The 23,065-nt window shown below is 63.1% G+C and carries 23 protein-coding genes and 1 tRNA gene; 16 read left to right on the plus strand and 8 right to left on the minus strand.

What is annotated here, in order from left to right:
- Window positions 1-82: 82 nt before the first annotated feature.
- The 4 genes from GM909_RS15520 to GM909_RS15535 form a co-directional block, all read right to left on the minus strand.
- Window positions 83-159, minus strand: a tRNA-Arg gene (locus tag GM909_RS15520).
- Window positions 160-349: 190 nt separating this feature from the next.
- A complete protein-coding gene (locus tag GM909_RS15525; protein ID WP_157017670.1) occupies window positions 350-1,855 on the minus strand; it encodes an ATP-binding protein in 1,506 nt (501 codons plus the stop codon).
- 63 nt (window positions 1,856-1,918) lie between these two features.
- Window positions 1,919-3,343 carry a dihydrolipoyl dehydrogenase family protein gene (locus GM909_RS15530; protein WP_157017432.1) on the minus strand — a complete coding sequence of 475 codons (1,425 nt, stop codon included), beginning with the start codon at window positions 3,341-3,343 and terminating at the stop codon, window positions 1,919-1,921.
- A 40-nt stretch (window positions 3,344-3,383) separates the two neighbouring features.
- Window positions 3,384-4,136: a TVP38/TMEM64 family protein gene (locus GM909_RS15535; protein WP_157017434.1), complete on the minus strand. Its 753-nt coding sequence runs from the start codon at window positions 4,134-4,136 to the stop codon at window positions 3,384-3,386.
- A 426-nt stretch (window positions 4,137-4,562) separates the two neighbouring features.
- On the opposite strand from GM909_RS15535, the gene rpmH reads away from it, so the two are divergent.
- The 3 genes from rpmH to yidC are packed head-to-tail and all read left to right on the plus strand — an operon-like array spanning window position 4,563 to window position 6,893.
- A complete protein-coding gene (gene rpmH / locus GM909_RS15540; RefSeq protein ID WP_144861350.1) occupies window positions 4,563-4,697 on the plus strand; it encodes a 50S ribosomal protein L34 in 135 nt (44 codons plus the stop codon).
- A gap of 17 nt (window positions 4,698-4,714) precedes the next feature.
- Complete coding sequence (gene rnpA / locus GM909_RS15545) at window positions 4,715-5,080, plus strand: ribonuclease P protein component (RefSeq protein WP_157017436.1); 366 nt, start codon at window positions 4,715-4,717, stop codon at window positions 5,078-5,080.
- Entirely contained in the window at window positions 5,070-6,893 is a 1,824-nt protein-coding gene (yidC, locus tag GM909_RS15550; protein WP_157017438.1) for a membrane protein insertase YidC, read from the plus strand. The genes rnpA and yidC overlap by 11 nt, the downstream gene beginning before the upstream one ends.
- Window positions 6,894-7,016: 123 nt before the next feature.
- On the opposite strand, the gene GM909_RS15555 is transcribed toward yidC, so the two are convergent.
- Window positions 7,017-7,718 (minus strand): ZinT family metal-binding protein, encoded by a 702-nt coding sequence (locus GM909_RS15555; protein WP_157017440.1) that lies wholly within the window; start codon window positions 7,716-7,718, stop codon window positions 7,017-7,019.
- 148 nt (window positions 7,719-7,866) lie between these two features.
- Window positions 7,867-8,451, minus strand: coding sequence for a TetR/AcrR family transcriptional regulator (locus tag GM909_RS15560; RefSeq protein WP_235911925.1), 585 nt, complete (start codon window positions 8,449-8,451; stop codon window positions 7,867-7,869).
- A gap of 158 nt (window positions 8,452-8,609) precedes the next feature.
- Between GM909_RS15560 and GM909_RS15565 the strand changes: the two genes are divergently transcribed.
- The 4 genes from GM909_RS15565 to yihA all read left to right on the plus strand — a co-directional run bounded on the left by GM909_RS15565 (window position 8,610) and on the right by yihA (window position 11,471).
- The gene (locus GM909_RS15565; protein WP_157017442.1) at window positions 8,610-9,482 is read left to right on the plus strand and encodes a Rossmann-fold NAD(P)-binding domain-containing protein; all 873 of its coding nucleotides are present in this window, start codon (window positions 8,610-8,612) and stop codon (window positions 9,480-9,482) included.
- Window positions 9,483-9,511: 29 nt separating this feature from the next.
- Window positions 9,512-9,991, plus strand: coding sequence for an anthrone oxygenase family protein (locus GM909_RS15570; RefSeq protein WP_157017444.1), 480 nt, complete (start codon window positions 9,512-9,514; stop codon window positions 9,989-9,991).
- A gap of 170 nt (window positions 9,992-10,161) precedes the next feature.
- Window positions 10,162-10,800 carry a CatB-related O-acetyltransferase gene (locus tag GM909_RS15575; protein ID WP_157017446.1) on the plus strand — a complete coding sequence of 213 codons (639 nt, stop codon included), beginning with the start codon at window positions 10,162-10,164 and terminating at the stop codon, window positions 10,798-10,800.
- The gene (gene yihA / locus GM909_RS15580; protein ID WP_235911926.1) at window positions 10,797-11,471 is read left to right on the plus strand and encodes a ribosome biogenesis GTP-binding protein YihA/YsxC; all 675 of its coding nucleotides are present in this window, start codon (window positions 10,797-10,799) and stop codon (window positions 11,469-11,471) included. The genes GM909_RS15575 and yihA overlap by 4 nt, the downstream gene beginning before the upstream one ends.
- An 18-nt stretch (window positions 11,472-11,489) precedes the next feature.
- Here yihA and msrB read toward each other — a convergent pair whose 3' ends face one another.
- On the minus strand, window positions 11,490-12,008 hold the full coding sequence (msrB, locus tag GM909_RS15585; RefSeq protein ID WP_157017448.1) for a peptide-methionine (R)-S-oxide reductase MsrB: 519 nt from the start codon (window positions 12,006-12,008) through the stop codon (window positions 11,490-11,492).
- Between the two features lie 678 nt (window positions 12,009-12,686).
- Between msrB and GM909_RS15590 the strand changes: the two genes are divergently transcribed.
- The 5 genes from GM909_RS15590 (at window position 12,687) to GM909_RS15610 (ending at window position 18,824) form a co-directional block, all read left to right on the plus strand.
- Window positions 12,687-13,349, plus strand: a complete 663-nt coding sequence (locus GM909_RS15590; protein ID WP_235911927.1) for a Crp/Fnr family transcriptional regulator — start codon at window positions 12,687-12,689, stop codon at window positions 13,347-13,349.
- Window positions 13,350-13,925: 576 nt separating this feature from the next.
- Window positions 13,926-14,687 carry a LuxR C-terminal-related transcriptional regulator gene (locus tag GM909_RS15595; RefSeq protein WP_407941302.1) on the plus strand — a complete coding sequence of 254 codons (762 nt, stop codon included), beginning with the start codon at window positions 13,926-13,928 and terminating at the stop codon, window positions 14,685-14,687.
- Between the two features lie 188 nt (window positions 14,688-14,875).
- Window positions 14,876-16,243, plus strand: coding sequence for a glutamate-1-semialdehyde 2,1-aminomutase (locus GM909_RS15600; protein WP_157017452.1), 1,368 nt, complete (start codon window positions 14,876-14,878; stop codon window positions 16,241-16,243).
- 186 nt (window positions 16,244-16,429) lie between these two features.
- Window positions 16,430-17,491: an NAD-dependent epimerase/dehydratase family protein gene (locus tag GM909_RS15605; RefSeq protein WP_157017453.1), complete on the plus strand. Its 1,062-nt coding sequence runs from the start codon at window positions 16,430-16,432 to the stop codon at window positions 17,489-17,491.
- 10 nt (window positions 17,492-17,501) lie between these two features.
- Window positions 17,502-18,824 carry a DUF4910 domain-containing protein gene (locus GM909_RS15610; RefSeq protein ID WP_157017454.1) on the plus strand — a complete coding sequence of 441 codons (1,323 nt, stop codon included), beginning with the start codon at window positions 17,502-17,504 and terminating at the stop codon, window positions 18,822-18,824.
- A gap of 9 nt (window positions 18,825-18,833) precedes the next feature.
- Here the strand turns inward: GM909_RS15610 and rfbC are convergent, their stop codons facing one another.
- A complete protein-coding gene (rfbC, locus tag GM909_RS15615; RefSeq protein ID WP_157017455.1) occupies window positions 18,834-19,379 on the minus strand; it encodes a dTDP-4-dehydrorhamnose 3,5-epimerase in 546 nt (181 codons plus the stop codon).
- Window positions 19,380-19,756: 377 nt separating this feature from the next.
- Here rfbC and GM909_RS15620 point away from each other — a divergent pair, with 377 nt between their 5' ends.
- The 4 genes from GM909_RS15620 (at window position 19,757) to GM909_RS15635 (ending at window position 23,002) form a co-directional block, all read left to right on the plus strand.
- Window positions 19,757-21,052: a class I SAM-dependent methyltransferase gene (locus tag GM909_RS15620; RefSeq protein WP_157017456.1), complete on the plus strand. Its 1,296-nt coding sequence runs from the start codon at window positions 19,757-19,759 to the stop codon at window positions 21,050-21,052.
- A complete protein-coding gene (locus GM909_RS15625) occupies window positions 21,049-21,864 on the plus strand; it encodes a sugar phosphate nucleotidyltransferase (RefSeq protein WP_157017458.1) in 816 nt (271 codons plus the stop codon). The genes GM909_RS15620 and GM909_RS15625 overlap by 4 nt, the downstream gene beginning before the upstream one ends.
- Window positions 21,861-22,514, plus strand: a complete 654-nt coding sequence (locus tag GM909_RS15630; RefSeq protein WP_157017460.1) for a PIG-L deacetylase family protein — start codon at window positions 21,861-21,863, stop codon at window positions 22,512-22,514. The genes GM909_RS15625 and GM909_RS15630 overlap by 4 nt, the downstream gene beginning before the upstream one ends.
- A gap of 203 nt (window positions 22,515-22,717) precedes the next feature.
- Window positions 22,718-23,002 (plus strand): hypothetical protein, encoded by a 285-nt coding sequence (locus tag GM909_RS15635; protein ID WP_157017462.1) that lies wholly within the window; start codon window positions 22,718-22,720, stop codon window positions 23,000-23,002.
- Window positions 23,003-23,065: the final 63 nt, after the last annotated feature.

Genomic DNA, 23,065 nt, shown 5'->3' on the forward strand with positions numbered 1-23,065 from the left:
CAAAACCCCTTCGGGCCGAAAGTGTTACCCATGTCTCCGATATAAACTGTAACCAATGTGTCCGGAACGGACCGTACTGAAATGGCGCGCCCGAAAGGATTCGAACCTCTGACCCCCAGATTCGTAGTCTGGTGCTCTATCCAGCTGAGCTACGGGCGCGCACAGGACATTTCGAAATGCCCACTTTCGCCTTCGATCGGCGGGCGGCGATGCCGTGTCCCGCGAACGGAATTGCTACCTAATGAAGGTCGGCGCGAAAAGCAAGCCGCATAAACGGAAAACTTTGCTGCCGGACCAACTGCACCTCGCCGCGAGGCGGAACCCCGAGCAAGCGCCCGCCCCCCCCCGATCACGCCATGCGTTGCGCGTTGCGCGCCTGGTCGAGCCGCACCGGCTGGTCGGGTATGGCGATCGCGAAGACGGTATGACCGCCGACGCTTTCCACGAGCTCCAGCGTCCCGCCATGAGCGCGCACCAGCTCGTGGGCGATCGCCAGGCCAAGCCCGGTGCCGCCCGAGCGCGCCGCACCGCGGAAAGCGGCAAACAGGTTCTCGCGCGCCTTCGGCGGCAGGCCGGGGCCCGTATCCTCGACCAGAATGCGGGCGACGGTGCCCTGGCGCTCGGCGCCGATCGTCAGCCTGCGCACCACCGCGCTCTCGGTGTCGGCGGCCATGGCCTGCACGGCGTTGCGCGACAGGTTGATGAGCACACGGAAGAGCTGGTCGGCATCGGCGTCGACCTCGAATTCGCGCGCAACGGCGTTGACGAACTCGACACCCGTATCGGGATCGATGCCGAGCAGTCCGTGCACATCCACCACGAGGCGGTGCAGCCGCACGATGCGCCGTGCCGGCGGCGGCTCGTGAGCGCGGCCATAAGCCAGCACATTCTCCGTGTAGCCCACAGCGCGGTCGAGCGCGCGCACCAGCTTGGGTGCGAAGAGCTGCACGGAGGGATCCGGCACCGAGCTCAGCCGGTCGGAAATCAACTGGGCGGAGGCCAGGATGTTGCGCATGTCGTGATTGATCTTGGAAACGGCGAGACCGAGGTCGGCCAGGTGCTTTTTCTCGCCGAGCGTGCGCTGCAGCTCGCTCTGCATGACGGCGAGTTCGCGTTCGGCGACCCCAAGCTCGTCGCTGCGCGGCTTCGGTTTCATGACGCGGGCGGGGTCATCCGGTTCCTCGGCGAAAGCGACCATGGCGTTGCGCATTTCGCGGATCGGCCGGATCATGATGGCGTGAATGGCGAAAAAGACGAGGCCGGCCGTGATCAGCGAGATCAGGAGGGAAAGCAGCGCCACATTGCGCGCATAGATCAGCATGGCGTTGCGCAGCTTTGCATCGGGCAGGATGAGCTCGAATTCCATCATGCTGTCGCCGACCTTGCCGTAGACGCGCAGCATGCGGTCGCCGCCATAAAACAGCGTGTCGAGCGCTCCCGAAATTGCCTCGATCGGCCCGACCTCGGCCGGCGCAATGTGTTCGTCGACGCTCGGCGGCATCTCCGATTCCACCAGCAGGCGCGACACGCCCCCGTCGCGCACCGCCACCGCCTTGGCGCCGAGGGCCATCAGCACGTCGTTCTGCAGCTTCTGCGGCAGGTTGGCGAGGTCGCCCTGCACCAGAACGACCGAGGCCGAGGCCGCCGTCGCCAGTCGCTCCTCCAGCCAGCGCAAGCGGAAATTCGCGATCGATGGGATGAAGATCAGCACCTCGGCGATCATGACGAAGGCGATGGTCAGAAGCAGAAGCTTGGTCGACAGCCGCTTGATCCAGGGCACCGCACCGGACGGGCGCGGCGGACCCGCGTCACCGCCGGCCGGGCCATCGCCGCCATTGTTCGCCTCACCCGTCATCGCCTGCGCTTTTCCAGCTCTGCCCGGCACGATCTTTTCCCATTCGGCATCTCCCGCCGTTTCTCAGCCGAGGCGGCGGAGCAAGCGGATGACCCGCCGTATGAGGGGCTTGCGGGCCATATCCGCAAAATAGGTGACGGCAGCCCGTTTGCCAATTTCGGACATGGTCGGGTATGGCGGGATATAGGAGACCATATCCTTCAGCCCGAGCTTCCTCGTCATCGCCAGGGTCCACAGATTGATCATCTCGCCCGCCCCCGCACCGACGATCGTCACGCCGATGATGCGCCCATGCCGGCCGGCAAGGAGCTTGATGAAACCGGTCGTTGCCCGTTCGGCCTGGGCGCGGTCGTTCTCTCCATAGGGCCAGCGCAGGACAGAGACCTTGCCGGTGCGCAGCGCCTCGGCCTCGGTGAGCCCGACATGGGCGAGCTCCGGATCGGTGAAGGTGACCCTGGGAACGGGATGGCGGTCCGCGCGCACTGGCAGGCGAAACAGGAGCGACTTGACGACCAGCGCGGCGTGGTGGCCGGCCACATGGGTGAATTGCGGCCCGCCCACGACATCGCCGATCGCGTAGACGCGCTTGTTGGTCGTCCTCAGCCCGGTCGTGACCTTGATCCCCTTGGCATCGTGGGCAATGCCGGCCTTGTCCAGGCCGAGACCGGCGGTATTGGCGGCGCGGCCGGTTGCCACGAGAAGGTGCGTCCCGTCCACCGCAGCGGGACCGCCGTCGCTCTCGACATGCACGCGAACACCGCTGCGCCCCCGTTTTGCCACGCGCAGCACGCGCGTGTTTTCACGGATGTCGATGCCCTCGCCGCGCAGCCGCTCGGCCACGATGGCGGCAGGCTCGGGATCGTCCGCGCCGAGCACGCGGGCGGCTTCGACGACCGTCACCTGCGACCCTAGCCGACGGTGCGCCTGGGCCAGTTCCAGCCCCACCGGCCCGCCGCCGATGACGAGGAGACGGCGCGGCAGGCGCTTCAGATCGAATACGGATTCGTTGGTGAGATAGGCGACCTTGTCGAGGCCCTCGATGAGCGGCACGGCGGGCGACGAGCCCGTCGCCAGAACGAAACGGCGCGCGCGCACCTCGGTATCGCCGGCCTCAACGGTGCGCGCATCCTTGAAGCGGGCCTCGGCCTTGATGACATGGACGCCGAGCGCGGTGAAGCGCTCCACCGAATCGTTGGGCGCGATCGCCGCGATCACGTCGTGGACATGGTTGTTGACCCGGGCGAAATCGATATCCGGCTCGACCGACGCGATACCGAAAGGCGCGGCGTTGCGCATGAAATGGGCCCGCCGGCCGGCCGCGATCATCGCCTTTGACGGCACGCAGCCATAGTTCAGGCAATCGCCGCCCATCGCCCCTTTTTCGATCAGCACGACCGGTACGCCGAAGGCGGCGGCCGCCGCGGCCACGGTGAGCCCGCCGGAGCCGGCGCCGATGACGCAAATGTCGGGAGTGAGGATTTTGCTCATCCGCTTTCCTGGCGATCCCTCGCAACGGTTGCCGACGCGTTCAGCCATCCTTGCCGGCTGCCGCCCTGATCTTCTTGATGATGGTGGGGATCGCCGCAACAAGCGCGAGCAGGAGAAGGGCGATCGTGATCTCCGGCGTCACGAGATCGGCCAGCCGGACGTCGCGCCCCGACCGCTTGGCGGCGGCCAGAACGCTGCCCACCCCCTCGCCCAGATAGGCATAGGCGAATGTGCCGGGCAGGATGCCGATAAAGGTCGCCGCGACATAGGTGCGCAGCGGCACGCCGAACAGTGCCGGCGCGATATTGACCAGCCAGAAGGGAAAGATCGGCGCGAGCCGCAACACCAGCAGGTAGCCGAAAGCGTCTTCGCGTAGTCCCCTGGCAAGGCGTGCTGTGCGCCCGGCGGCCCTTCGTTCCAGCGTGTCGTGCAGCGCCGTGCGCGCGGCCAGATAGACGGCAGCGGCACCGATGGTGGCGGCGATCGCAACGACGACGCCGGCGATGAGCCAGCCGAAGAGAAAGCCGCCGAAGACGGTGAGCGCCGATGCGGCGGGAAAGGAAAAGGCGACGGCGAGCACGTAAAGAACGAAGAAAGCCGCCAGTGCGCGCCAGAAATTCTCCGCCACATGGGCCTCGAGGACGGTCTGGCGTTGTGCCAGATACTCCAGGGAGAAATAGTGGTGCCAGCCCATCGCGTAGGCGAACGCAAGCCCGGCCAGCAGAATGACCACGGGCAGCAGGCGGGCATGGCGGCGCCAACGGCGGGCTCCATTGTCGCCGGCGTTCGGCATGGCGGTTTCCTCGCGCATCGCTAATGGAGCGAATTTGACATTGGAGTCCTCGGTTTGGTGACTGAGCGTCTTACACTCCTGGCGTTGTTCATGGCGACCTAAATGACGTGATGGCGCCATCGCGGCAAGGCATGCTGCGCAATTTCACCGTGTCTTGAGACCGCATCGATTGCACTTCACCCTTTTGTGAGTCACCGGCGGTCAGCCCGGAAAACCGCCAGACAATTCCCGCTCAATCGGAATCGTTTGAAGCGAATGCGCGCGAAGGGCCGATTATTGACACCGCCCGGCCTTGCCCGTATAAGCCGCGGCACGCTCGGATCGATGATCCGGCGCAATTGCTGTTGCGCCTTGGTCGATCGAGCAAAGCTCCTGCTCACACGAGAGACAGAACCAAGAAGGGCCGCACGCCGCGGTATTAAATAAATGAAGCGCACCTATCAGCCGTCCAAGCTTGTCCGCAAGCGCCGCCATGGTTTTCGCGCGCGCATGGCCACCAAGGGTGGCCGCAGCGTGATCGCCGCTCGCCGCAATCGCGGCCGCAAGCGCCTGTCGGCCTGAGACGGATCGCCCACCCCTTGCCTGCAGCCGGCCCTGGCGACGCGCGTCCGATCGGACGCCTTCGCAAACGCACGGAATTTCTGGCGGTCCAGCGTGGCGAGAAGCGGCGCGGCCGCCTCTTTCTGCTTGAGGTACGCGATCGCGGCGACAACGAGCCGCCGCGCCTTGGCCTGACAGTCACGAAGAAGACGGGCAACGCCGTGGTCCGCAACCGAGTCCGGCGGCGCCTGCGCGAAGCCGTGCGCACACATGCCGCGGTCGACATGGCGCCTGGCAAGGACTATGTGATTGTCGGCCGTCGCGAAATATTGACCGCCCGGTTCGATGCCTTGCAGGCCGAACTCTCCAGACGCATCCGCGGAACTGTCCGAGATGGAAAATAATCGTAATTTCTTCATAACGATCGCGCTGTCGATCCTCATACTTACGGTGTGGCAGGTGTTCTATGTGAACCCGCGCATCGAGGAGCAGCGCGAGACCGTGCGCGTCGAGACCGAGCAGGCGGCGGCGCAGCAGGATGCGCAGACACCGCAGGCCAGCGGGTCGCAGGGCGATGCATCCTCGATCCCCGCGACGTCGAACGGCCAGGTGCCCGGCGGTTCGACCGCCCAGGCAGCGGCAGCCAACCGCGAGGCGGCGCTCGCTGCCACCGATCGGGTGCAGATCGAAACGCCGCGGCTTTCCGGTTCGATCAACCTGAGGGGCGGGCGCATCGACGACCTGCTGCTCAAGGACTACCGGGTGACGGTCAAGAAGGATTCGCCCAATATCGAACTTCTGAACCCGGCCGGACAGCAGAATGGCTTTTTCGCCGAGGTTGGCTTCACGGCCAACGAAGCAGCGGGAGAAGTGCCCGGACCCGACACGGTGTGGACGGTCGAGGGCGAACCGGTCCTGACGCCGGCGAGCCCTGTCGAGCTTAGCTTCACCAACGACAAGGGCCTGACCTTCACGCGGACCATCGCAGTCGACTCCAACTATATGTTCACGGTCGCCGACAGCGTGTCGAACGCGGGCGAGGCCCCCGTCGCGCTCAACGCCTATGGCCGCGTGACGCGCTTCAACAAGCCGGACACGCAGAGCATCTACGTGCTGCATGAAGGCCTGATCGGCGTGACCGGCGAGGAAGGCCTGCAGGAGATCGACTATTCGGACGTCGAGGAGGACGGGCAGATCAGTCCGTCCAAATCCACCGACGGCTGGCTCGGCATCACCGACAAGTACTGGGGCGTGGCCCTGGTGCCTTCGACCAAGCAGCCATTCCAGCCGCGCTACAGCTTTTCTTCCCAGGGCGTGCCGCGTTATCAGTCGGATTTCGTGACCGACCAGATCGTGGTCGAGCCCGGCCAGACGTCGACGACGGAAACGCTGGTCTTTGCCGGCGCCAAGGAAGTCGGCACGGTCCAGGCCTATGAAACCGACCGGCAAATTCGCCAGTTCGACCTTCTGATCGACTGGGGCTGGTTCTATTTCATCACCAAGCCGATGTTCTATCTCATCGACTTCCTCTACAAGATGCTCGGCAATTTCGGCCTGGCGATCCTCGGCACGACCGTCGTCGTCAAGCTCATCTTCTTCCCGCTCGCCAACAAGTCGTACAAGTCGATGGCGAATATGAAGAAGATGCAGCCTGCCATGCTGGAGATCCGCGAGAAATACGCGGACGACAAGATGAAGCAGCAGCAGGCCATGATGGAGCTCTACAAGAAGGAGAAGATCAATCCGATCGCCGGCTGCTGGCCGGTTCTGATCCAGATCCCGGTCTTCTTCGCGCTCTACAAGGTGCTCTACGTCACCATCGAGATGCGCCACGCGCCGTTTTTCGGCTGGATCCAGGATCTCGCCGCGCCGGACCCGACATCGGTCTTCAACCTGTTCGGGCTCCTGCCCTATGACGTGCCGACCTTCATGATGATCGGCGTGTGGCCGCTGATCATGGGCATCACCATGTTCCTGCAGATGCGCATGAACCCGACGCCGCCCGATCCCACCCAGGCCATGATCTTCACCTGGATGCCGGTCGTCTTCACCTTCATGCTGGCGACCTTCCCGGCCGGTCTGGTCATCTACTGGGCGTGGAACAACTTCCTGTCGATCGTCCAGCAGGGCGTCATCATGAAACGCCAGGGCGCCAAGATCGAGCTGTGGGACAATCTGGTGGGCCTGTTCAAGAAGAAGCCGAAACCGGCCGAATAGGGGCCCGCAGCAATTCCAAGTCAAAAGGCCCGCCTTGCGCGGGCCTTTTTTTCGGAAGCAGTCCGCCGCGCGCCCTATGCGCCCCATGTCGAGCGCGGCCACGGCGCAGCGTTCAGATGCGAATCAATGCGCCGTCATCTCGCTGGCGATCTCATCCCCGCTGAGCGACGAAGGATAATATGTCGGCCAATTGGTGACCTCTTTCAGCAAGGCCGCACGGTCGTTGCCCCAATAGAGGTGGTAGTGATCGGCCTGCGCCGGCGCGATACGGTGATCGCTGAACTGGATGAAGCCCGGCGCCTCGTCGTCGCCTTCGGTCTTCTTGAAGACGTAGCGCACGCCCCGGTTGCCGGCCTCGTATGTCAGGATCTCGTACCCGTCGGAAGCATAGCGGCCTTCGACGAAGCCGCCATCCTCGTGAAACGTGACTCGGTCGCCGCTGATGACGATGCGATCGACCTGCGTGCGATACCCCGTCGTGTAGTATGCGCGGTATTCCTCGGCGGACTTGTCGCCATGCTCCGCCTTTTGCGCCATGACGGGGTCCAATGTGCCATCCTCCAGATAGGGATAGACGGATTGCCAGTCGCCTTGCCAATCCGACAGGGCGCGCGCTTCGATCTGGCTGTCCTCGAAATGCCCCTTGTAGATGGCGTCGTCGGAGCCGTGAGAATGCTCATGCGCCTTGTCGTCGCCGTGAGAATGATGATCGTGCGCCGAAGTATCCTTCGCGCTCTGGTTTGCCTGTGCTTGTGCCTGCGCCGCAAGAAGCAGCGTCGAAACTATCGCCAGCGCGCCGACGCACTTGGTGATCGCCGTTTGCATTACCTGGACCTCTGTTTTTCCGGTTTTGAATGAAGGTGGTTGGTGATTCTGTTACGTTATTACGTAACAGACGACGCCGTAGCTGAATGTCACCGTTCTGACAAGGGGCATTCGGCTTACCGTTGCCGCACCGGTCCCAAGACCAACCTCAATCCGCCAGCAGGTCGGCGAGCACCATCTGCTTGTAGGCGTCGACGATCGCCTGGCCCTCTTTGCGTTCGGTGGCGATCGCCAGGCGCATCGTCGCCTCGCCGAGATGCATCACCAGGAAGGCCTTCGTCGCCACGTCGTCGGCCTCGGCGGCGGGCTTCAACCGGATAACGACGTCGGCCAGCATCTTGCCGAGCACGCGGCCCTGCTCGAGTTCCATCGCGCACAGAGCCTTGTCGGCCTGGGTGCCCGACCAGATGTCGCGCATCACCGGCTCGGCCAGAAACATCGCATAATAGGTGTCGATCAGGTCCGAGAAGGCGTCGCGCAACGCGGCCATGCTTTGCACGCCGGCAAGGCCTTGGCCGATGCAATGACAGCTCATCGCGTTGTACCGCTCGGCCAGCGTGGCGATGATGGCCGTCTTGTCGGGGAAATACTGGTAGAGCGAGCCGATCGAAACGCCGGCGCGCTCGGCGACTTCGCTCATTTTCATCGCATCGCTGCCTGCCTTCTCGATCAAGGCTGTGGCCGCCGACAGCATGCGCTCGACACGCTCGCGGCTGCGCTTCTGCGTCGGCATCCTGCGTGCCGCCAACACCGAATGCGTCATTGTCCCAAGCCCGTTCTCGCCCATTTCCTTCATCCGGTTTCGTGCATCGATACTTGACTTCCATAATATGAGGATTTATCACATTTGCAAATGTGAGCTTTCCTCATCTTTTTGCACTGGAGGTTGTCATGTCCACACGCCACTCTTCGCACTCCAATTCCAAACCCGTACTCGTCATCGGCGGCACCGGAAAGACGGGGCGCCGCGTCGCCCAACGCCTGGCCGAGCGTGACCAGGCGGTGCGCATCGGATCGCGGGCGGCCGAACCCGCCTTCGACTGGAACAACGCCGCCACCTGGCGCGGCGCGCTTGATGCGGCACGCGCCGCCTACATCACCTATCAGCCCGATCTCGCCGTCCCCGGTGCGGTCGAGGCGATCGACACCTTTGCCCGCCTCGCGGTGCAGATGGGGGTGCGCCGGCTGGTGCTCCTGTCGGGGCGCGGCGAGCCGGAAGCCCAGGCGAGCGAGCGGGCTTTGGTCCACTCAGGCGCCGAGTGGACGATCATCCGGGCAAGCTGGTTCGCGCAGAACTTTTCCGAAAGCTTCCTGCTCGACGCGATACTGTCCGACGAGGTCGCCCTGCCGGTGGGCGATGTTCGCGAGCCCTTCATCGATGTTGACGACATTGCCGAAATCGCGGCCGCCGCATTGAGCGGCGACGGACATACCGGCCAGCTCTACGAGGTCACCGGCCCGCGCCTGATGACCTTCGCCCAGGCGGTCGACGAGATCGCGCGGGCATCCGGCCGCGACGTCCGCTATCGGCGCGTCGAGGCGGCCGACTATGCCGCGGCACTGCGGGCGCAGGCGGTTCCGCCGGACACGGTCGAACTCGTGATGATGCTGCTCACCGAAGTCCTCGACGGGCGCAACGCCTCGCTCAGCGACGGCGTGGAAAAGGCGCTCGGCCGGCCGCCGCGCGATTTTTCCGACTATGTTCGTCGTACGGTCGAAACAGGCGTCTGGGACGATGTGCAGCAGACGGCCCTTGGCGCCTGAGGCGCCACAACGGTTCAAGGAGACACGACATGAGCGACCGCCTGGCCTACGTCCTGACCTTGGTTGCCGCCCTCGGCTCCGGCCTGATGGCCGGCCTGTTCTTCGCCTTTTCGACCTCGGTGATGGGCGCGCTCGGCCGTCTGCAGCCGCCGGGCGGCATCGCGGCCATGCAGGCGATCAACGACGTGATCCAGAACCCGGTCTTCTTCCTGGCCTTTTTCGGCACGGCGCTTCTTAGCATCGCACTGCTCATCGCCGGCCTCGCCGGTTGGGCCGCGACAGGCACCGGATGGCTGATCGCCGGCAGCGTGCTCTACCTTGCCGGCATCCTCGGCGTCACCGTCATTTTCAATGTGCCGATGAACGACGCGCTCGCCGGCGTCGATGCGGCAAGCGCCGAAGGCGCGAAACTGTGGTCCGACTACCTGGTCCGCTGGACGGCGTGGAACCACGTGCGCACCGTCGCCGGGCTGGCGTCGCTCGCCTGCTTCTGCCTGGCTTTGCGATAGCTCCTTCCACGCGGACTCGACCTTTCAAGGCACTGCCTCTATAAGCGGCGGTCGCAATCGGGGGTACGCTACGATGAACAGGTGACAGGGTTCCGCGATTCCGGGCGTCGGCACGCCGGGGCGGACATGACGAAAAATTCCATTCCGCACTGTTTTCACCGGATGCCCCCATGCAAGCACCTGATCCCAATGTCGTTCATCCGATCCCCGGCCATACGCGCTGCGGCTTCATCAAGAACATTGTCACCCGACCGACAATCATTGCCGGCGACTTCAGCTATTACGATGATCCGGAAGGCCCCGAGCGCTTCGAGGAGCATTGTGTCCTCTATCACTACGACTTCGTCGGCGACCGGCTGATCATCGGGCGCTATTGCGCCATTGCCGCCAATACGCGCTTCATCATGAATGGCGCCAATCACGATATGCGTGGCTTCTCGACCTTCCCCTTCTCCATATTCGGCGGCAGTTGGCGGGAAGCGTTCGATCCGCAATCGCTTGCCGCGGGATTTCGCGGCGACACCGTCTTGGGCAACGACGTCTGGCTCGGCATGGAGGTGACAATCATGCCCGGCGTGACCATCGGCGACGGGGCCATCATCGCCGCCAAATCGGTCGTCGGCAAAGACGTGCCGCCCTATGCCATCGTCGCGGGCAACCCGGCACGCGTCGTGCGCATGCGCTTCGACGAGGCGACGGTGAAACGGCTGCTGGCCATTGCCTGGTGGAACTGGCCGGTTGACAAGGTGACCCGCAATACCGATGCCATTGCCGGTACGGATCTGGACAGACTGGAAGCAGCGACGTGAACGCCAAAACAGTGAAGAACGCCCCTTCGTCCGGCGCGTCTCCCTTTCTTCGGCCATGGGTCTTCATCCGCGGTGTGCCGTCGATGAAGTTCCTGCCGCCCGAGGGGCCGCCGGAAATCGCCTTTGCCGGCCGTTCCAATGTCGGCAAGTCATCGCTGATCAATGCACTGGTCGGCAAGAAGGGCCTGGCGCGCACCTCGAACACGCCCGGCCGCACGCAGGAGCTCAACTATTTCGTGCCCGATGGCTATTCCGGCGCGGCGGGCGACCTGCCGCCTCTGGCGCTTGTCGACATGCCGGGCTACGGCTTTGCCAAGGCGCCCAAGGCGATGGTCGACAACTGGACGAAACTCGTCTTCGACTATCTGCGCGGCCGCGTGACGCTGAAGCGCGTCTATCTTTTGATCGACGCACGGCACGGCATCAAGAAGAACGATGCCGAAGTCATGGACCTTCTCGACAAGGCTGCCGTGTCCTATCAGATCGTTCTCACCAAGACGGACAAGATCAAGCCGCCGGCGGTCGAACTGCTGATCGGCGAAACGCGGGAGACGATCAAGAAGCGTCCGGCAGCCTACCCCGCGATCATCGCCACGTCGGCCGAAAAAGGCGCCGGCATGGACGAGTTGCGTGCCGCCATCGAGACGGCGACAGGCGTCAATACGCACTGAGGCGGAGGACTATGCGGCCTAACCGCTGGTGGCCTCCGCCGGCCTGAATACCATTGCCACGCCGTTGATGCAGTGCCGCTTGCCCGTCGGCGGCGGACCGTCGTCGAAAATGTGGCCGAGATGGCCGCCGCAACGGTGGCAGTGGCACTCGGTGCGCGTCATGAAGAAGGATCTGTCCTGCTTCGTTCCAACGGCATCGGGAAGAGATTGCCAGAAGCTGGGCCAACCGGTGCCTGAATCATATTTGTGCTCGGAAGAGTAAACCGGCAAGTCGCAGCCGGCGCAATGAAAGAACCCTTCTCGCTTTTCCTCATTGAGCGGGCTCGTGAACGCCCGCTCGGTCGCCTCCTCGCGCAGCACGGCATATTGCTCCGGTGTCAGCCGTGCCTTCCACTGCTCATTCGTCCGCGTGATCTCGAAATCGCCCTCGCCGGCCGCAGCGGAGCGCGCCGGCCGCAGCATTCGGGGTGCCAGTCCGGCAACGCCCGCGAAGACGCCGAGACCGGCCGCACCCAAAAGAAGCTCACGTCGTTTCATGCTGTTGATCTCCCTTGTCTTGCGAACATAGTCGGGCAAGGGCTCACGGCGAAATCAACTCGGCTTGAGAACCACCGCACGGCGCGGCATAGAGCATGTCCCGCTCAAACGGAATCGTTTGAGCGAAAGGCACATGCTCCAACATATTTGATTTGGCGCGGTTCACTTTGCTTCAAACGTTTCCGTTTGAAGCAAACGCGCGCAGCGAAACGCCCCGCGTCGGCCCGCTCGCTGGAAAGCGGGGCGCGGGGCGCTGCCGCCGGCGTGATCGAAATGGGGCTCACACTCCCACGCCACCGGCGGGAACGCAGCTTGGCAGGCAATGAACACGCATTCTGTGACCCACATCACATCAGAGGCAGAAAGCCCGTGCTAATATTCGTCAACGTAAGATAAGGCGGAGGACGCAAGCGAAGTGCGGACGGGCCTTGCCACATGGCATTGCGGGACCCTTGGGCAAAGCCAGGGAGTGGCCGGGACCCACGCCGCGGAAGCCTGGATTTCAACAACCAGCGCACGCTTTCGAACGCCGCCAAGAATTCGCACAATAGGCACCCGATTGGACGGAAATAACCACCTGCAATAATATTCAACCTTTCGAACAAACAAACATCCATTTGATGAATGACCGCGACCAGGTTCAAACATTTTATCTCCTCATCCCCTCTCGGTGAGGCATTGAGCGAAGAAGAGCTTGGCGCCCTCGATTCGCTCAGCATCTCCGCGACCCTTTACGACCCCCATACGATCATCACTCGGCAGGGCGATACGGATCATCGCATCTTCATCATCCACTCCGGATGGGGATGCGTGCATCGCGACCTGCCCAATGGTGAGCGGCAGATCATAGACACGCCCTTGCCGAGCGATATTATCGGCCTCCAGGCCGGGGACGGATCGCGCGGCAATTCCCTTTCCTCGATCACGGCGCTTTCGGTGTTCGAGATTCCGCATCATACGCTTGGCCGCGCACTCAGCTACAAGCCTGCCCTGGGCCGTATCCTTTCTCGCGCCGTCGCCAGGCAGAACGCGATCGTCGTCGAGCATCTGGTCAATATCGGGCGGCGCAGCGCCCTGGAGCGCACGGCTCATCTTCTGCTCGAACTTGCCGACCGTCTTGCCGAGTTCGGCTCCGCCACACCGGATCGATATGAGTGTCCGCTGACGCAGGATGAACTGGCCGACGCCCTGGGCCTCACCAAGATCCACGTCAACCGGACCCTGCGCGAACTGCGCGAACGTGAGCTCCTCGTGTTCCGCAACGGCTTTGTCGAACTGCTCAACCGCAAGAAGCTGATCGGCATGTGCGGTTTCGACAGCCAGTATGTCCGCCAGTTCTAACCCGCGGTTCGGCTAGCGCGCGTTCGCTTCAAACGGAACGTTTGAAGCAAAGATATGCGCGCCAGATCAATATGTTGGAACATGTACCTTTCGCTCAAACGATTCCGTTTGAGCGGGACATGTTCTACACACTCCATAGTCCGATGATCGTTTGCGGCTGCGCCGTCCGCGCATTCGATTCGTCAATTCATGCGACAGAGCGCTCTACATGCGTCCGAAAGATCGGGCGGCGCGCCAGCCATCGCCTCTGGGCGGGGGCGGCTAAGCCGAATGGATTAACCAGTAGTAGAACAGACGATTGGTAAGTCACGTCATTTTTACAAACAGTTAACTTATGTTAATGAAATGGCCGGGATTTCTTATAATCTTCTGTTTGAGTGTTTTCGCTCGCGATGGTGAACAGCACAACGATAATAAAAAGACGGCTCGACTTGCATGTCGCAGTCAAATCGCACGGGGGCAAGCACCAACAGACTGAATGAAAACAAGGGGCCATCTTGGCCGCCATAGAGCGGCCTACATGGAAAGGCGGGTATCAGTATGGACTTTTCGCTTGGACATCATGATAGCAGACCGTTGAGCGACGCATTTGTCGGCAACGTAGACAACCGTCTAACGCATTCCGGAGCCAATACCGGTCGGGAGGATCGCGCGGGCGATCACGAACACAGCCTGCTCCTCATCGACGGCAGGGCGCTCGGCCGGGAATGTCTGGCTCAGGCCCTCATCACTCACAATATCGACATGCATGTCGCGGCTGTGGGCTCGATCGAAGAATGGAGGATGGAGGAGGATATCAGCCCGCCGCTGGGTGCGATCCTGCTCAACCTCGGCGGCCGGACGGTTTCGGACGACGCGGTGACGGACCAGATCGAATTGCTGGCGTCGCAATTTCCTTCCGTACCGGTCGTCATCCTGTCCGACACCGATGACCTGGCCCAGATCCTCAAGGCCCTGGAGCACGGCGCGCGCGGTTTCATCCCGACATCGGTCGGCATCGAGATCTGCGTGGAGGCCATAGCGCTGGCCATTTCCGGCGGCATATTCGTGCCGGCGAGCAGCGTCATGGCCATGCGGCATCTCATCGATGCCGGCAAGCGCAACAGCCGCCCGCTGTCGAGCATGTTCACGCTCAGGCAGGCTGAGGTCGTTCAGGCCCTTCGCCAGGGCAAGGCGAACAAGATCATCGCCTACGAGCTGAACCTGCGCGAGAGCACGGTCAAGGTTCACATCAGGAACATCATGAAGAAGCTGAAGGCGACCAACCGAACGGAAGTGGCTTACAAGATCAACGAGTTGTTTCCGCCCGAAACGGGCATGACGCTCGGGGCCGACTGAAACCCCGAGGCACCGTCGTGATGCAATGGCCGCTCGGCATTCCGCCGCGCGGCCATTTTGTGCCCCTGCCGCCAGGAGTGCCGATCGGGTGGCCGAGGGCTACGCCCATTGTGCAATGCGACATCGGCCTTATTGGCAACATTCATTCGCTCGGCATTTCGCTACACTGCCGGCAAAGGATGGCCCTCATGTCGCACGATCTCCGTTTCACCCGCTCGGCCTTGCTGCAGCAGCGCGCCCATCACCTCATTCCCGGCGGCGCCCACACCTATGCCAAGGGCGACGACCAGTACCCGGTCCTGGCACCCGGCTTCATCGAACGCGGCCATGGCTGTCGTGTGTGGGACGTCGACGGCAACGAATATATCGAATACGGCATGGGCAATCGCGCGGTCGGGCTCGGCCACGCCTATCGGCCCGTTGTGGATGCGGTGCGCGAGGCACTGAAGGACGGCTGCAATTTCACCCGCCCGGCGCGCATCGAGGTCGAATGCGCCGAAACCCTGCTCGACCTGATCGAGGGCGCGGAGATGGTCAAGTTCTGCAAGGACGGCTCCGACGCCACGTCCGGCGCCGTGCGGCTTGCCCGCGCCTATACGGGGCGCGATCTCGTCGCCTGCTGTGCCGACCACCCGTTTTTCTCGACCGACGACTGGTTCATCGGCACCATCCCGGTCAATGCCGGCGTGCCCGAGGCGACGAGGCGGCTCACCGTCACCTTCCGCTACAACGACATCGCCAGCGTGCGGCAGATGTTCGAGACGCATCAGGGCCAGATCGCCGCCCTGATCATGGAAGCCGCGCGCGCCGACGAGCCGGAGAACGACTTTCTGCACGAGGTGCAGACATTGTGCCGGCAAAACGGCACGCTCTTCATCCTCGACGAGATGATCACCGGGTTTCGTTGGCACCGCGGCGGCGCGCAGCGCGAATACGGCATCGTCCCGGATCTTTCCTGCTTCGGCAAGGCGCTGGGCAACGGATTTGCGGTCTCCGCGCTTGCGGGAAAGCGCGAATATATGCGGCTCGGCGGCCTCGACCATACCGACCGGCCGCGCGTCTTCCTTCTGTCGACGACGCATGGCGCCGAAACCCATGCGCTGGCCGCGGCAATGGCCACGACGCGCACCTACCGCGACGAACCGGTGATCGAACATCTCTACCGGCAGGGCGAGACGCTGCGGCGGGGCCTGTCGCAAGCGGCCGAACGCCACCGCATCGGCCATCTGGTCAAGCCCGTCGGGCGCGGCTGCTGCCTCGCCTTCACGACGTTCGACGAGGACGGCAAGCCCTCGCAGGGGCTGCGCTCGCTGTTCCTGCAGGAAACGATCCGGCGCGGCGTGCTGATGCCCTCCCTCGTCGTCAGCTATGCGCATGACGACGAGGCGATCGAGCGAACCATAGAGGCGATCGACGGGGCTCTCGCCGTCTATGCGCGGGCACTCGAGGACGGGGTGGAACGGCATCTTGTCGGCCGGCCCTCGCAGGTCGTCTATCGCCGTTTCAACACACCGCCGGAATCGGACGCCACACCGGCCATGGCGGCCAGCCGCTAGAACATATTGATCTGGCATCGCCCACCCCTGACCAAAAGTGGGATGGATTGGACGGCAAGGACGTAGGAAGCGGCTGTTCCTCCTCCCTTTTGCCTTCTCGCGCCGGACATTCGCGCCGGGATAGGCTCAGCCAGCCGCGCCCGAATATCGGGCGGATTTTCAGCCTGAGGAAAGAAGAGGTGCGCAATGAAAGTTCTGGTGACGGGACATCAAGGCTATATCGGGTCGGTCATGGTGCCGATGCTCCTCGAGGCGGGGCACGAGGTGACCGGCTATGACAGCGACCTCTACGAACGCTGCACCTATGAAGCCGGCGGCCGCATCGCGGACGTTCCCGGCATCCGCAAGGATATCCGCGACGTCACCGAATGGGACATGGAAGGCTTCGACGCCGTCATTCACCTGGCGGCCCTGTCGAACGACCCGCTCGGCAATCTCGATCCCGAGATCACCTACGACATCAATCACCGGGCAAGCGTGCGCCTGGCAAGGGCGGCCAAGGCGGCCGGCGTGGGCCGCTTCCTCTACGCTTCCTCCTGCAGCAATTACGGCCTGTCGGACGCCGACATGATCGACGAGACGGGCGAGTTGAAACCGGTCACCGCCTATGGCTGGTCGAAGGTGATGTCGGAACGCGACATCGCGGAACTGGCCGATGCGAGCTTCTCGCCGGTCTATTTCCGCCCGGCCACGGCCTACGGGCTGTCGCCGCGCCTGCGCTTCGACATCGTGCTCAACAATCTTGTCGCATGGGCGGTCACCAAGGGCGTGATCCTGTTGAAATCCGACGGCAGCCCGTGGCGGCCGATCGTGCATATCGAGGACATCTCGCGCGCCTTCATCGCCGGACTTACCGCGCCGCGCGAGGCGATCCACAACGAGGCCTTCAATGTCGGTCAGACGCAGCACAATTACCGCATCCGTGAGATCGCCGAGATCGTCGCCTCGGTGGTGCCCGACTGCCGGCTCGATTTCGCCTCCGACGCGGGACCGGACAAGCGCTCCTACCGCGTCAGCTTCGACAAGATCGCGCGCCAGCTGCCCGGCTTCGCGCCGCAATGGGACGCCCGCACCGGCGCCGAGCAGCTCTTTGCCGCCTATTCCGGCTCGAGGCTGACGCCGGAAGAGTTCGAAGGGCCCCGCTACCAGCGCATCAGCCACATCAGGCAGTCGATCGCCAATGGTCGCATCGGCCACGATCTGCGGCTGCAAGAGCCGGCCGCGGTGACGGCGCCGGCGGCGGAGTGAGCCGGCCGCGATGAACCATTCCGCTGTCATCGCCGCAAACCGCCCGTCGTCGGAGGATATCGACGCCGGGCAGGCGATCTACGATCTGGCGTCGCGGCTTTATCCCATCTGCCGCAGCATCACCGGCGAGGGCGTACGCCGCACGCTGGCGATTCTCGGCGAGCACCTGCCGCTCGAGCAGCGCGACGTGGCCTCGGGGACGCCCGTCTTCGACTGGACCGTGCCGAAGGAATGGGTCATCCGTTCGGCGACGATCAAGGACATGGCGGGGCGCACGGTCCTCGATTTCGCCGACCACACTCTGCATGTGCTGAACTACAGCCGGCCGTTCAGCGGAACGGTGTCGCGCGAGGACCTGCTCGCGCACATCCACACCCTGCCGGACCAGCCGGACCTGATCCCCTATCGCACCTCATACTATGCGGAGAACTGGGGCTTCTGCATGCCGCATCGGCGGCTCGCGGAACTGACCGAAGCGCAATACCGGATCGAGATCGATTCCGAGCTGAAGGATGGTACCCTGACCTATGGGGAGTATCTTCACCGCGGCGAGACGGAACGCGAATTCCTTTTCTCGGCGCATATCTGTCACCCTTCGCTCGCCAACGACAATTGCTCCGGCCTGGCCCTGCTCGCCTTTCTTGCAGCCGGGCTTGCCACGCGCAAAACCCGCTACAGCTACCGCTTCCTTTTCGCCCCCGGCACGATCGGCGCCCTGACCTGGCTGGCGCACAACGAGGACAGGGTCGACCTGATCGATCACGGGCTGATCGTCTCCTGCGTCGGCGATGGCGGCGGGCCGACCTACAAGCGCAGCCGGCGCGGCGACGCCTTCATCGACCGCGCCATGGCACATGTAGTGAGCCGGCATGGCGGAACCGTGCTCGACTTCTCGCCCTATGGCTATGACGAACGGCAATATTGCTCGCCGGGCTTCAACCTGCCGGTCGGGCTCTTCCAGCGCAGCGCCTTCGGCACCTTCCCCGAATATCACACCTCGGCCGACAATCTGGATTTCATCCGCCCGGAGCACCTGGCGTCCTCCCGGCGCATGGTGACGGACCTCATCGATATTGTCGAAGAGGATTGGACGCCGCTCAATCTCCATCCCAAGGGCGAGCCGCAGCTCGGCCGGCGCGGCCTCTATGCCGCACTCGGCGGCGACACATCCACCGGCGCCAGCGCCATGGCGATGCTGTGGGTGCTCAATCTTGCCGACGGTGACAATTCGCTCTTGTCGATGGCCGACCGCTCGGGGCTGCCGTTCGAGGAGCTGGCGCAAACGGCCCAACTGCTCAAAGCACACGGGCTGCTCGCCTATTCCGGACGATAAAAGAGCAGTCTATTCCACTTCCGAAACGACCTTTATCGGCGGCCAGTCCCGATCCTTCTGCGAGATCACCGCCGGTTCGAGAGGCCAGGCGATGTCGAATGCCGGGTCGTCGTAGCGCACGCCGGTCGAAGCTTCGGGCGCATAGAATTCGGAGATGAGGTAGAAAACCGTGGCATTGTCGCTCAAGGTCTGAAACCCGTGCGCGAAGCCGGCAGGAATGTAGAGCTGGCGGCGGTTGTCGGCCGACAGCTCGAACCCGGCCCATTGACCGTAGGCGGCCGAGTCCGCGCGAAGATCGATGATGACGTCGAAAATGGTGCCGCCTATGCAGGAGACGAGTTTCACCTCCTCATGTGGCGCATTCTGGAAATGCATGCCGCGCAAAGTCCCCCGGCGCAGTGAGTGCGATTGGCTGTGCTGCACGAAACGGGTGGCGAGGCCGTGCTCGGCGAACTCGCGTTCGCAGAAGGTGCGCGCGAACGAACCGCGCTCGTCCTCGAACGAGACCTGGTCGATGAGCCACGCACCGGGCAATCCTGTCCTGGTGAACCGCAAGGCCTTCCCCTTTTCATCTCGCGCCGGCACTCCTCCGGCGTCGGCAGGGCGTGAATTATCAGCGTTTGCTTGGAGACGCGAAAGGGCGCTCTCGGTGTTAGCGCCCTTCACCCGTTGGGTGGAAGACCGACCCATTTCACACGACGTTCGACCAGGGTGAGGACGTCGTTTCCCACCCCCCTCGCCTTTCGGCGCGCGGGCCCGGCCGGCCCCTGCCCGATCGGATGAACGCGTTCATCGCATGGCCGAATCGAACCCGCCCGAGGCTCCTCGTAGCTTGGGCATCGGCGCAGTGCGGCATCGCGACCGGCGCGACCATGACTCAGCTCGACGGTCCGTCCGTTCGTTCGGAGACCGCCATCCCGTTGGAGCTTGCAATGAACATACAAACGGCCGAATTCGTAGCCGATACCCATCCGGCACATGCGACAAGCTGCTGCCGGCTGTGCGGCGCCAACCTGCGCCACACATTTGTCGATCTCGGCATGTCACCGCCTTGCGAGAGCTTCCTGCAGCCCGACCAGATCGACGAAATGGAGCCCTATTTTCCGCTCCACGTCCTCGTCTGCGACACCTGCTATCTCGTGCAGCTGAAGGAATATGTCAGCCCCGAGGCGATCTTCCAGGAGTACGCCTATTTCTCCTCCTACTCGACGAGCTGGGTGGCGCACGCCAAGGCCTACTGCACCGCCATCACCGAACGGCTGGAGCTGGGACCCGACAGCCTGGCGGTCGAGCTGGCCAGCAATGACGGCTACCTGCTGCAGCATTTCAAGCCGCTCGGCGTGCCGGTGCTCGGCGTCGAGCCGGCGGCCAACGTCGCCAAGGCGGCGATCGCCAAGGACATTCCGACCCGCGTCGACTTCTTCGGCGTCCGGCTGGCCGACAGGTTGGTCGAGGAGGGCAATCAGGCCGACCTGATCATCGGCAACAATGTGCTGGCGCAGGTGCCCGACCTCAATGACTTCGTCGCCGGCATGAAGATCCTGTTGAAGCCAGAAGGCGTCATCACGCTCGAATTTCCGCATATCGAGCGGCTGATCGCGGAAAACCAGTTCGACACGATCTACCACGAGCATTTCTCCTATTTCTCGGCCTTGACCATCGAGAAAATGGCGGCCCGCCACGGCCTGCGGCTGATGGATGTCGACGAGATCCCCACCCATGGCGGCTCGCTCAGGGTCTATCTGGTGCATGAGGAAAGCGGACGGGCGACAACCGAGCGTGTCGGCAAGCTGATCGAGCGCGAGAAGCTGCACGGTCTCACCGACATCGGCACCTACGCCTCCTTCGACTTCAAGGCACGGCGCGCCAAGCGCGATCTCCTGTCCTTCCTCATCGCGGCCAAGAACGAAGGCAAGCGCATCTGCGGATATGGCGCGCCCGGCAAGGGCAACACGCTTTTGAACTATTGCGCCATCGGCACGGACTTCCTCGACTTCACGGTCGACCGCAATCCCTACAAGCACGGCCGCTACACGCCGGGCATGCGCATTCCGATCCGGCCGGTCGAGGCGATCGACGACCACAAGCCGGACTACATCCTCATCCTGCCGTGGAACCTGAAGGATGAGATCGTCAAGCAGATGCATCACGTCGCGGCATGGGGCGCAAAGTTCATCGTCCCCATTCCATTCGTCACCATCATCGATCCAGCGGAGCTGCAACAATGAAGGTCGTGCTGTTTTGCGGCGGGATGGGAACCCGCATCCGCGAATATTCCGAAAGCATCCCCAAGCCGATGATCCCGCTCGGCCACCAGCCGATCATGCGCCATGTGATGCAATATTACGCCGATCACGGGCATGAGGACTTCGTGCTGTGCCTCGGCTACAAGGCCAATGTGGTCAAGGATCATTTCCTCAACACCAGCCCCCAGACCTTCGCCGACTGCATCGTCTCGGGCGGCGGACGCGAAGTCGAACTGCTCGACCCGGACACCCAGGACTGGCGCGTTGCGCTGATCGACACCGGGATCTGGCGCAATATCGGCGAGCGCCTGTGGGCGGTGAAGGACCATGTCAGGAACGAGAAGATGTTCCTTGCCAATTACAGCGACGGGCTGACCGACGTCGACCTCGACGACATGATCGCCAAGTTCGAGGCAAGCGGCAAACTCGCCTGCTTCCTCGCCGTGCGCCCGCCGCTGACCTATCACCTCGCCGACATCGCCGAGGACGGCAAGGTGCGCGAGTTCAGGAGTTCGGACCGGTCCGACATCTGGATCAATGGCGGCTACTTCGTCCTTCGCCCGGAGGTCTTCGACTATATGCGCGAGGGCGAGGAATTCGTGCTCGAGCCGTTCGCGCGGCTGATCGAGGACGACATGCTCATGGCCTACAAGCATGACGGTTTCTGGCGGTCGATGGACACGCTGAGGGACTGGCAGGCGCTGCAGGACATGGTGGAAAAGGGTGATATGCCCTGGAACAGGCGCGTCTCGGCCGAGATCGCCCGGCGCAACGTCATCAAGGCGGCGTCATGAAGAGCCTCGGGCTCGCGCGCAGCGGCGACAGGCTTTCGATCCTGTGCCTCGGCGCGCATTCCGACGACATAGAGATCGGCGCCGGCGGAACGATCATCAGCCTGATCGAGGCCGGCGTGCGGCTCGACGTTCACTGGTGCGTGCTGAGTGCCGCCGGCGAACGCACGAACGAAGCGCGCGCCTCGGCCTACGCCTTTTTGGAAGGCGCCCATGAAGGCAAGGTGGAGGTTGCGGATTTCACCGACAGCGACTTCCCCGATCAACGCAGCGCGATCAAGGCATGGCTTGTGGAACTGAGAAAGCGCACGACGCCGGACGTCATATTCACCCATGCACGCCATGACGCGCACCAGGACCACCGGGAAGTCAATCAACTCACCTGGAACATCTTTCGCGACCAGTTGATCCTCGAATACGAGATCCCGAAATGGGATGGCGACCTCGGTCAGCCGAACATGTACATGCCGCTGAGCCGAGAGGTGCTGGAGCGCAAGATCGCTCTCCTGGAGCGCCATTTCGGCACCCAGCGCTCAAAGGACTGGTTCGACCGGGCGACATTCGAAGGGCTTTCGCGCCTGCGCGGCATGGAGTGCCGGGCACCAGAGCATCACGCAGAGGCCTTCATCCTGCGCAAGGCGCGGCTGCTTTGAAGATAGCGCGAACAGGCGTGCGACCTTCATCCACCGCATTTATTTCGATCCTGGAATTATGTATTGCAGTCACCGTGCGATCGGGCTAGGTGGGTTGTTATGGTTGATATCTGTATATCTTAGTATATACTTATATTGATCGACAAATCACGTTGGGGCGTGGCGACGCAAAAACAAGAAAAAGCATTTGACTGGGGGCTGCAATGGGGAACGAACACTCGGCCGAAAGCCGGGCGGATGGGGATTTGGCGCTTCAGGAAATTCGTGTGGCGACGGTCAAGGGGGGCGAGGCCGGGGTTCTGGTTCTCAAATCCGACCAGCTGGTCGCCGTCCTGACCAGGGTGGACGAGGAAGAGTATTCCACCGATGGCCAGTGGTTTCTTGAAACGGGCTTCGGCCGCTTGAGCGGCTGCCACAGGATCTTCCGATCCATCGAGGAGGCCACCGCCTGGATCGGCGGACGCCTGCCGGTCGTGGAGCCTTGCTAGCGCGCTATTGCTTCAAACGGAAACGCTTGAAGCAAAGATATGCGCGCCAGATCAATATGCCGG

The sequence above is a fragment of the Mesorhizobium xinjiangense genome (genome assembly GCF_009749525.1).
GTDB classification, from domain to species: domain Bacteria; phylum Pseudomonadota; class Alphaproteobacteria; order Rhizobiales; family Rhizobiaceae; genus Mangrovimarina; species Mangrovimarina xinjiangensis.

Excerpts from the sequence above, each read along its gene's own strand:
- GM909_RS15525 (WP_157017670.1), bottom strand. The coding sequence starts at position 1,855 with ATGACGGGTGAGGCGAACAATGGCGGCGATGGCCCGGCCGGCGGTGAC.
- GM909_RS15530 (WP_157017432.1), bottom strand. The coding sequence starts at position 3,343 with ATGAGCAAAATCCTCACTCCCGACATTTGCGTCATCGGCGCCGGCTCC.
- GM909_RS15535 (WP_157017434.1), bottom strand. The coding sequence starts at position 4,136 with ATGCCGAACGCCGGCGACAATGGAGCCCGCCGTTGGCGCCGCCATGCC.
- rpmH (WP_144861350.1), top strand. The coding sequence starts at position 4,563 with ATGAAGCGCACCTATCAGCCGTCCAAGCTTGTCCGCAAGCGCCGCCAT.
- yidC (WP_157017438.1), top strand. The coding sequence starts at position 5,070 with ATGGAAAATAATCGTAATTTCTTCATAACGATCGCGCTGTCGATCCTC.
- GM909_RS15555 (WP_157017440.1), bottom strand. The coding sequence starts at position 7,718 with ATGCAAACGGCGATCACCAAGTGCGTCGGCGCGCTGGCGATAGTTTCG.
- GM909_RS15560 (WP_235911925.1), bottom strand. The coding sequence starts at position 8,451 with ATGCCGACGCAGAAGCGCAGCCGCGAGCGTGTCGAGCGCATGCTGTCG.
- GM909_RS15565 (WP_157017442.1), top strand. The coding sequence starts at position 8,610 with ATGTCCACACGCCACTCTTCGCACTCCAATTCCAAACCCGTACTCGTC.
- GM909_RS15570 (WP_157017444.1), top strand. The coding sequence starts at position 9,512 with ATGAGCGACCGCCTGGCCTACGTCCTGACCTTGGTTGCCGCCCTCGGC.
- GM909_RS15575 (WP_157017446.1), top strand. The coding sequence starts at position 10,162 with ATGCAAGCACCTGATCCCAATGTCGTTCATCCGATCCCCGGCCATACG.
- msrB (WP_157017448.1), bottom strand. The coding sequence starts at position 12,008 with ATGAAACGACGTGAGCTTCTTTTGGGTGCGGCCGGTCTCGGCGTCTTC.
- GM909_RS15600 (WP_157017452.1), top strand. The coding sequence starts at position 14,876 with ATGTCGCACGATCTCCGTTTCACCCGCTCGGCCTTGCTGCAGCAGCGC.
- GM909_RS15605 (WP_157017453.1), top strand. The coding sequence starts at position 16,430 with ATGAAAGTTCTGGTGACGGGACATCAAGGCTATATCGGGTCGGTCATG.
- GM909_RS15610 (WP_157017454.1), top strand. The coding sequence starts at position 17,502 with ATGAACCATTCCGCTGTCATCGCCGCAAACCGCCCGTCGTCGGAGGAT.
- GM909_RS15620 (WP_157017456.1), top strand. The coding sequence starts at position 19,757 with ATGAACATACAAACGGCCGAATTCGTAGCCGATACCCATCCGGCACAT.
- GM909_RS15625 (WP_157017458.1), top strand. The coding sequence starts at position 21,049 with ATGAAGGTCGTGCTGTTTTGCGGCGGGATGGGAACCCGCATCCGCGAA.
- GM909_RS15630 (WP_157017460.1), top strand. The coding sequence starts at position 21,861 with ATGAAGAGCCTCGGGCTCGCGCGCAGCGGCGACAGGCTTTCGATCCTG.
- GM909_RS15635 (WP_157017462.1), top strand. The coding sequence starts at position 22,718 with ATGGGGAACGAACACTCGGCCGAAAGCCGGGCGGATGGGGATTTGGCG.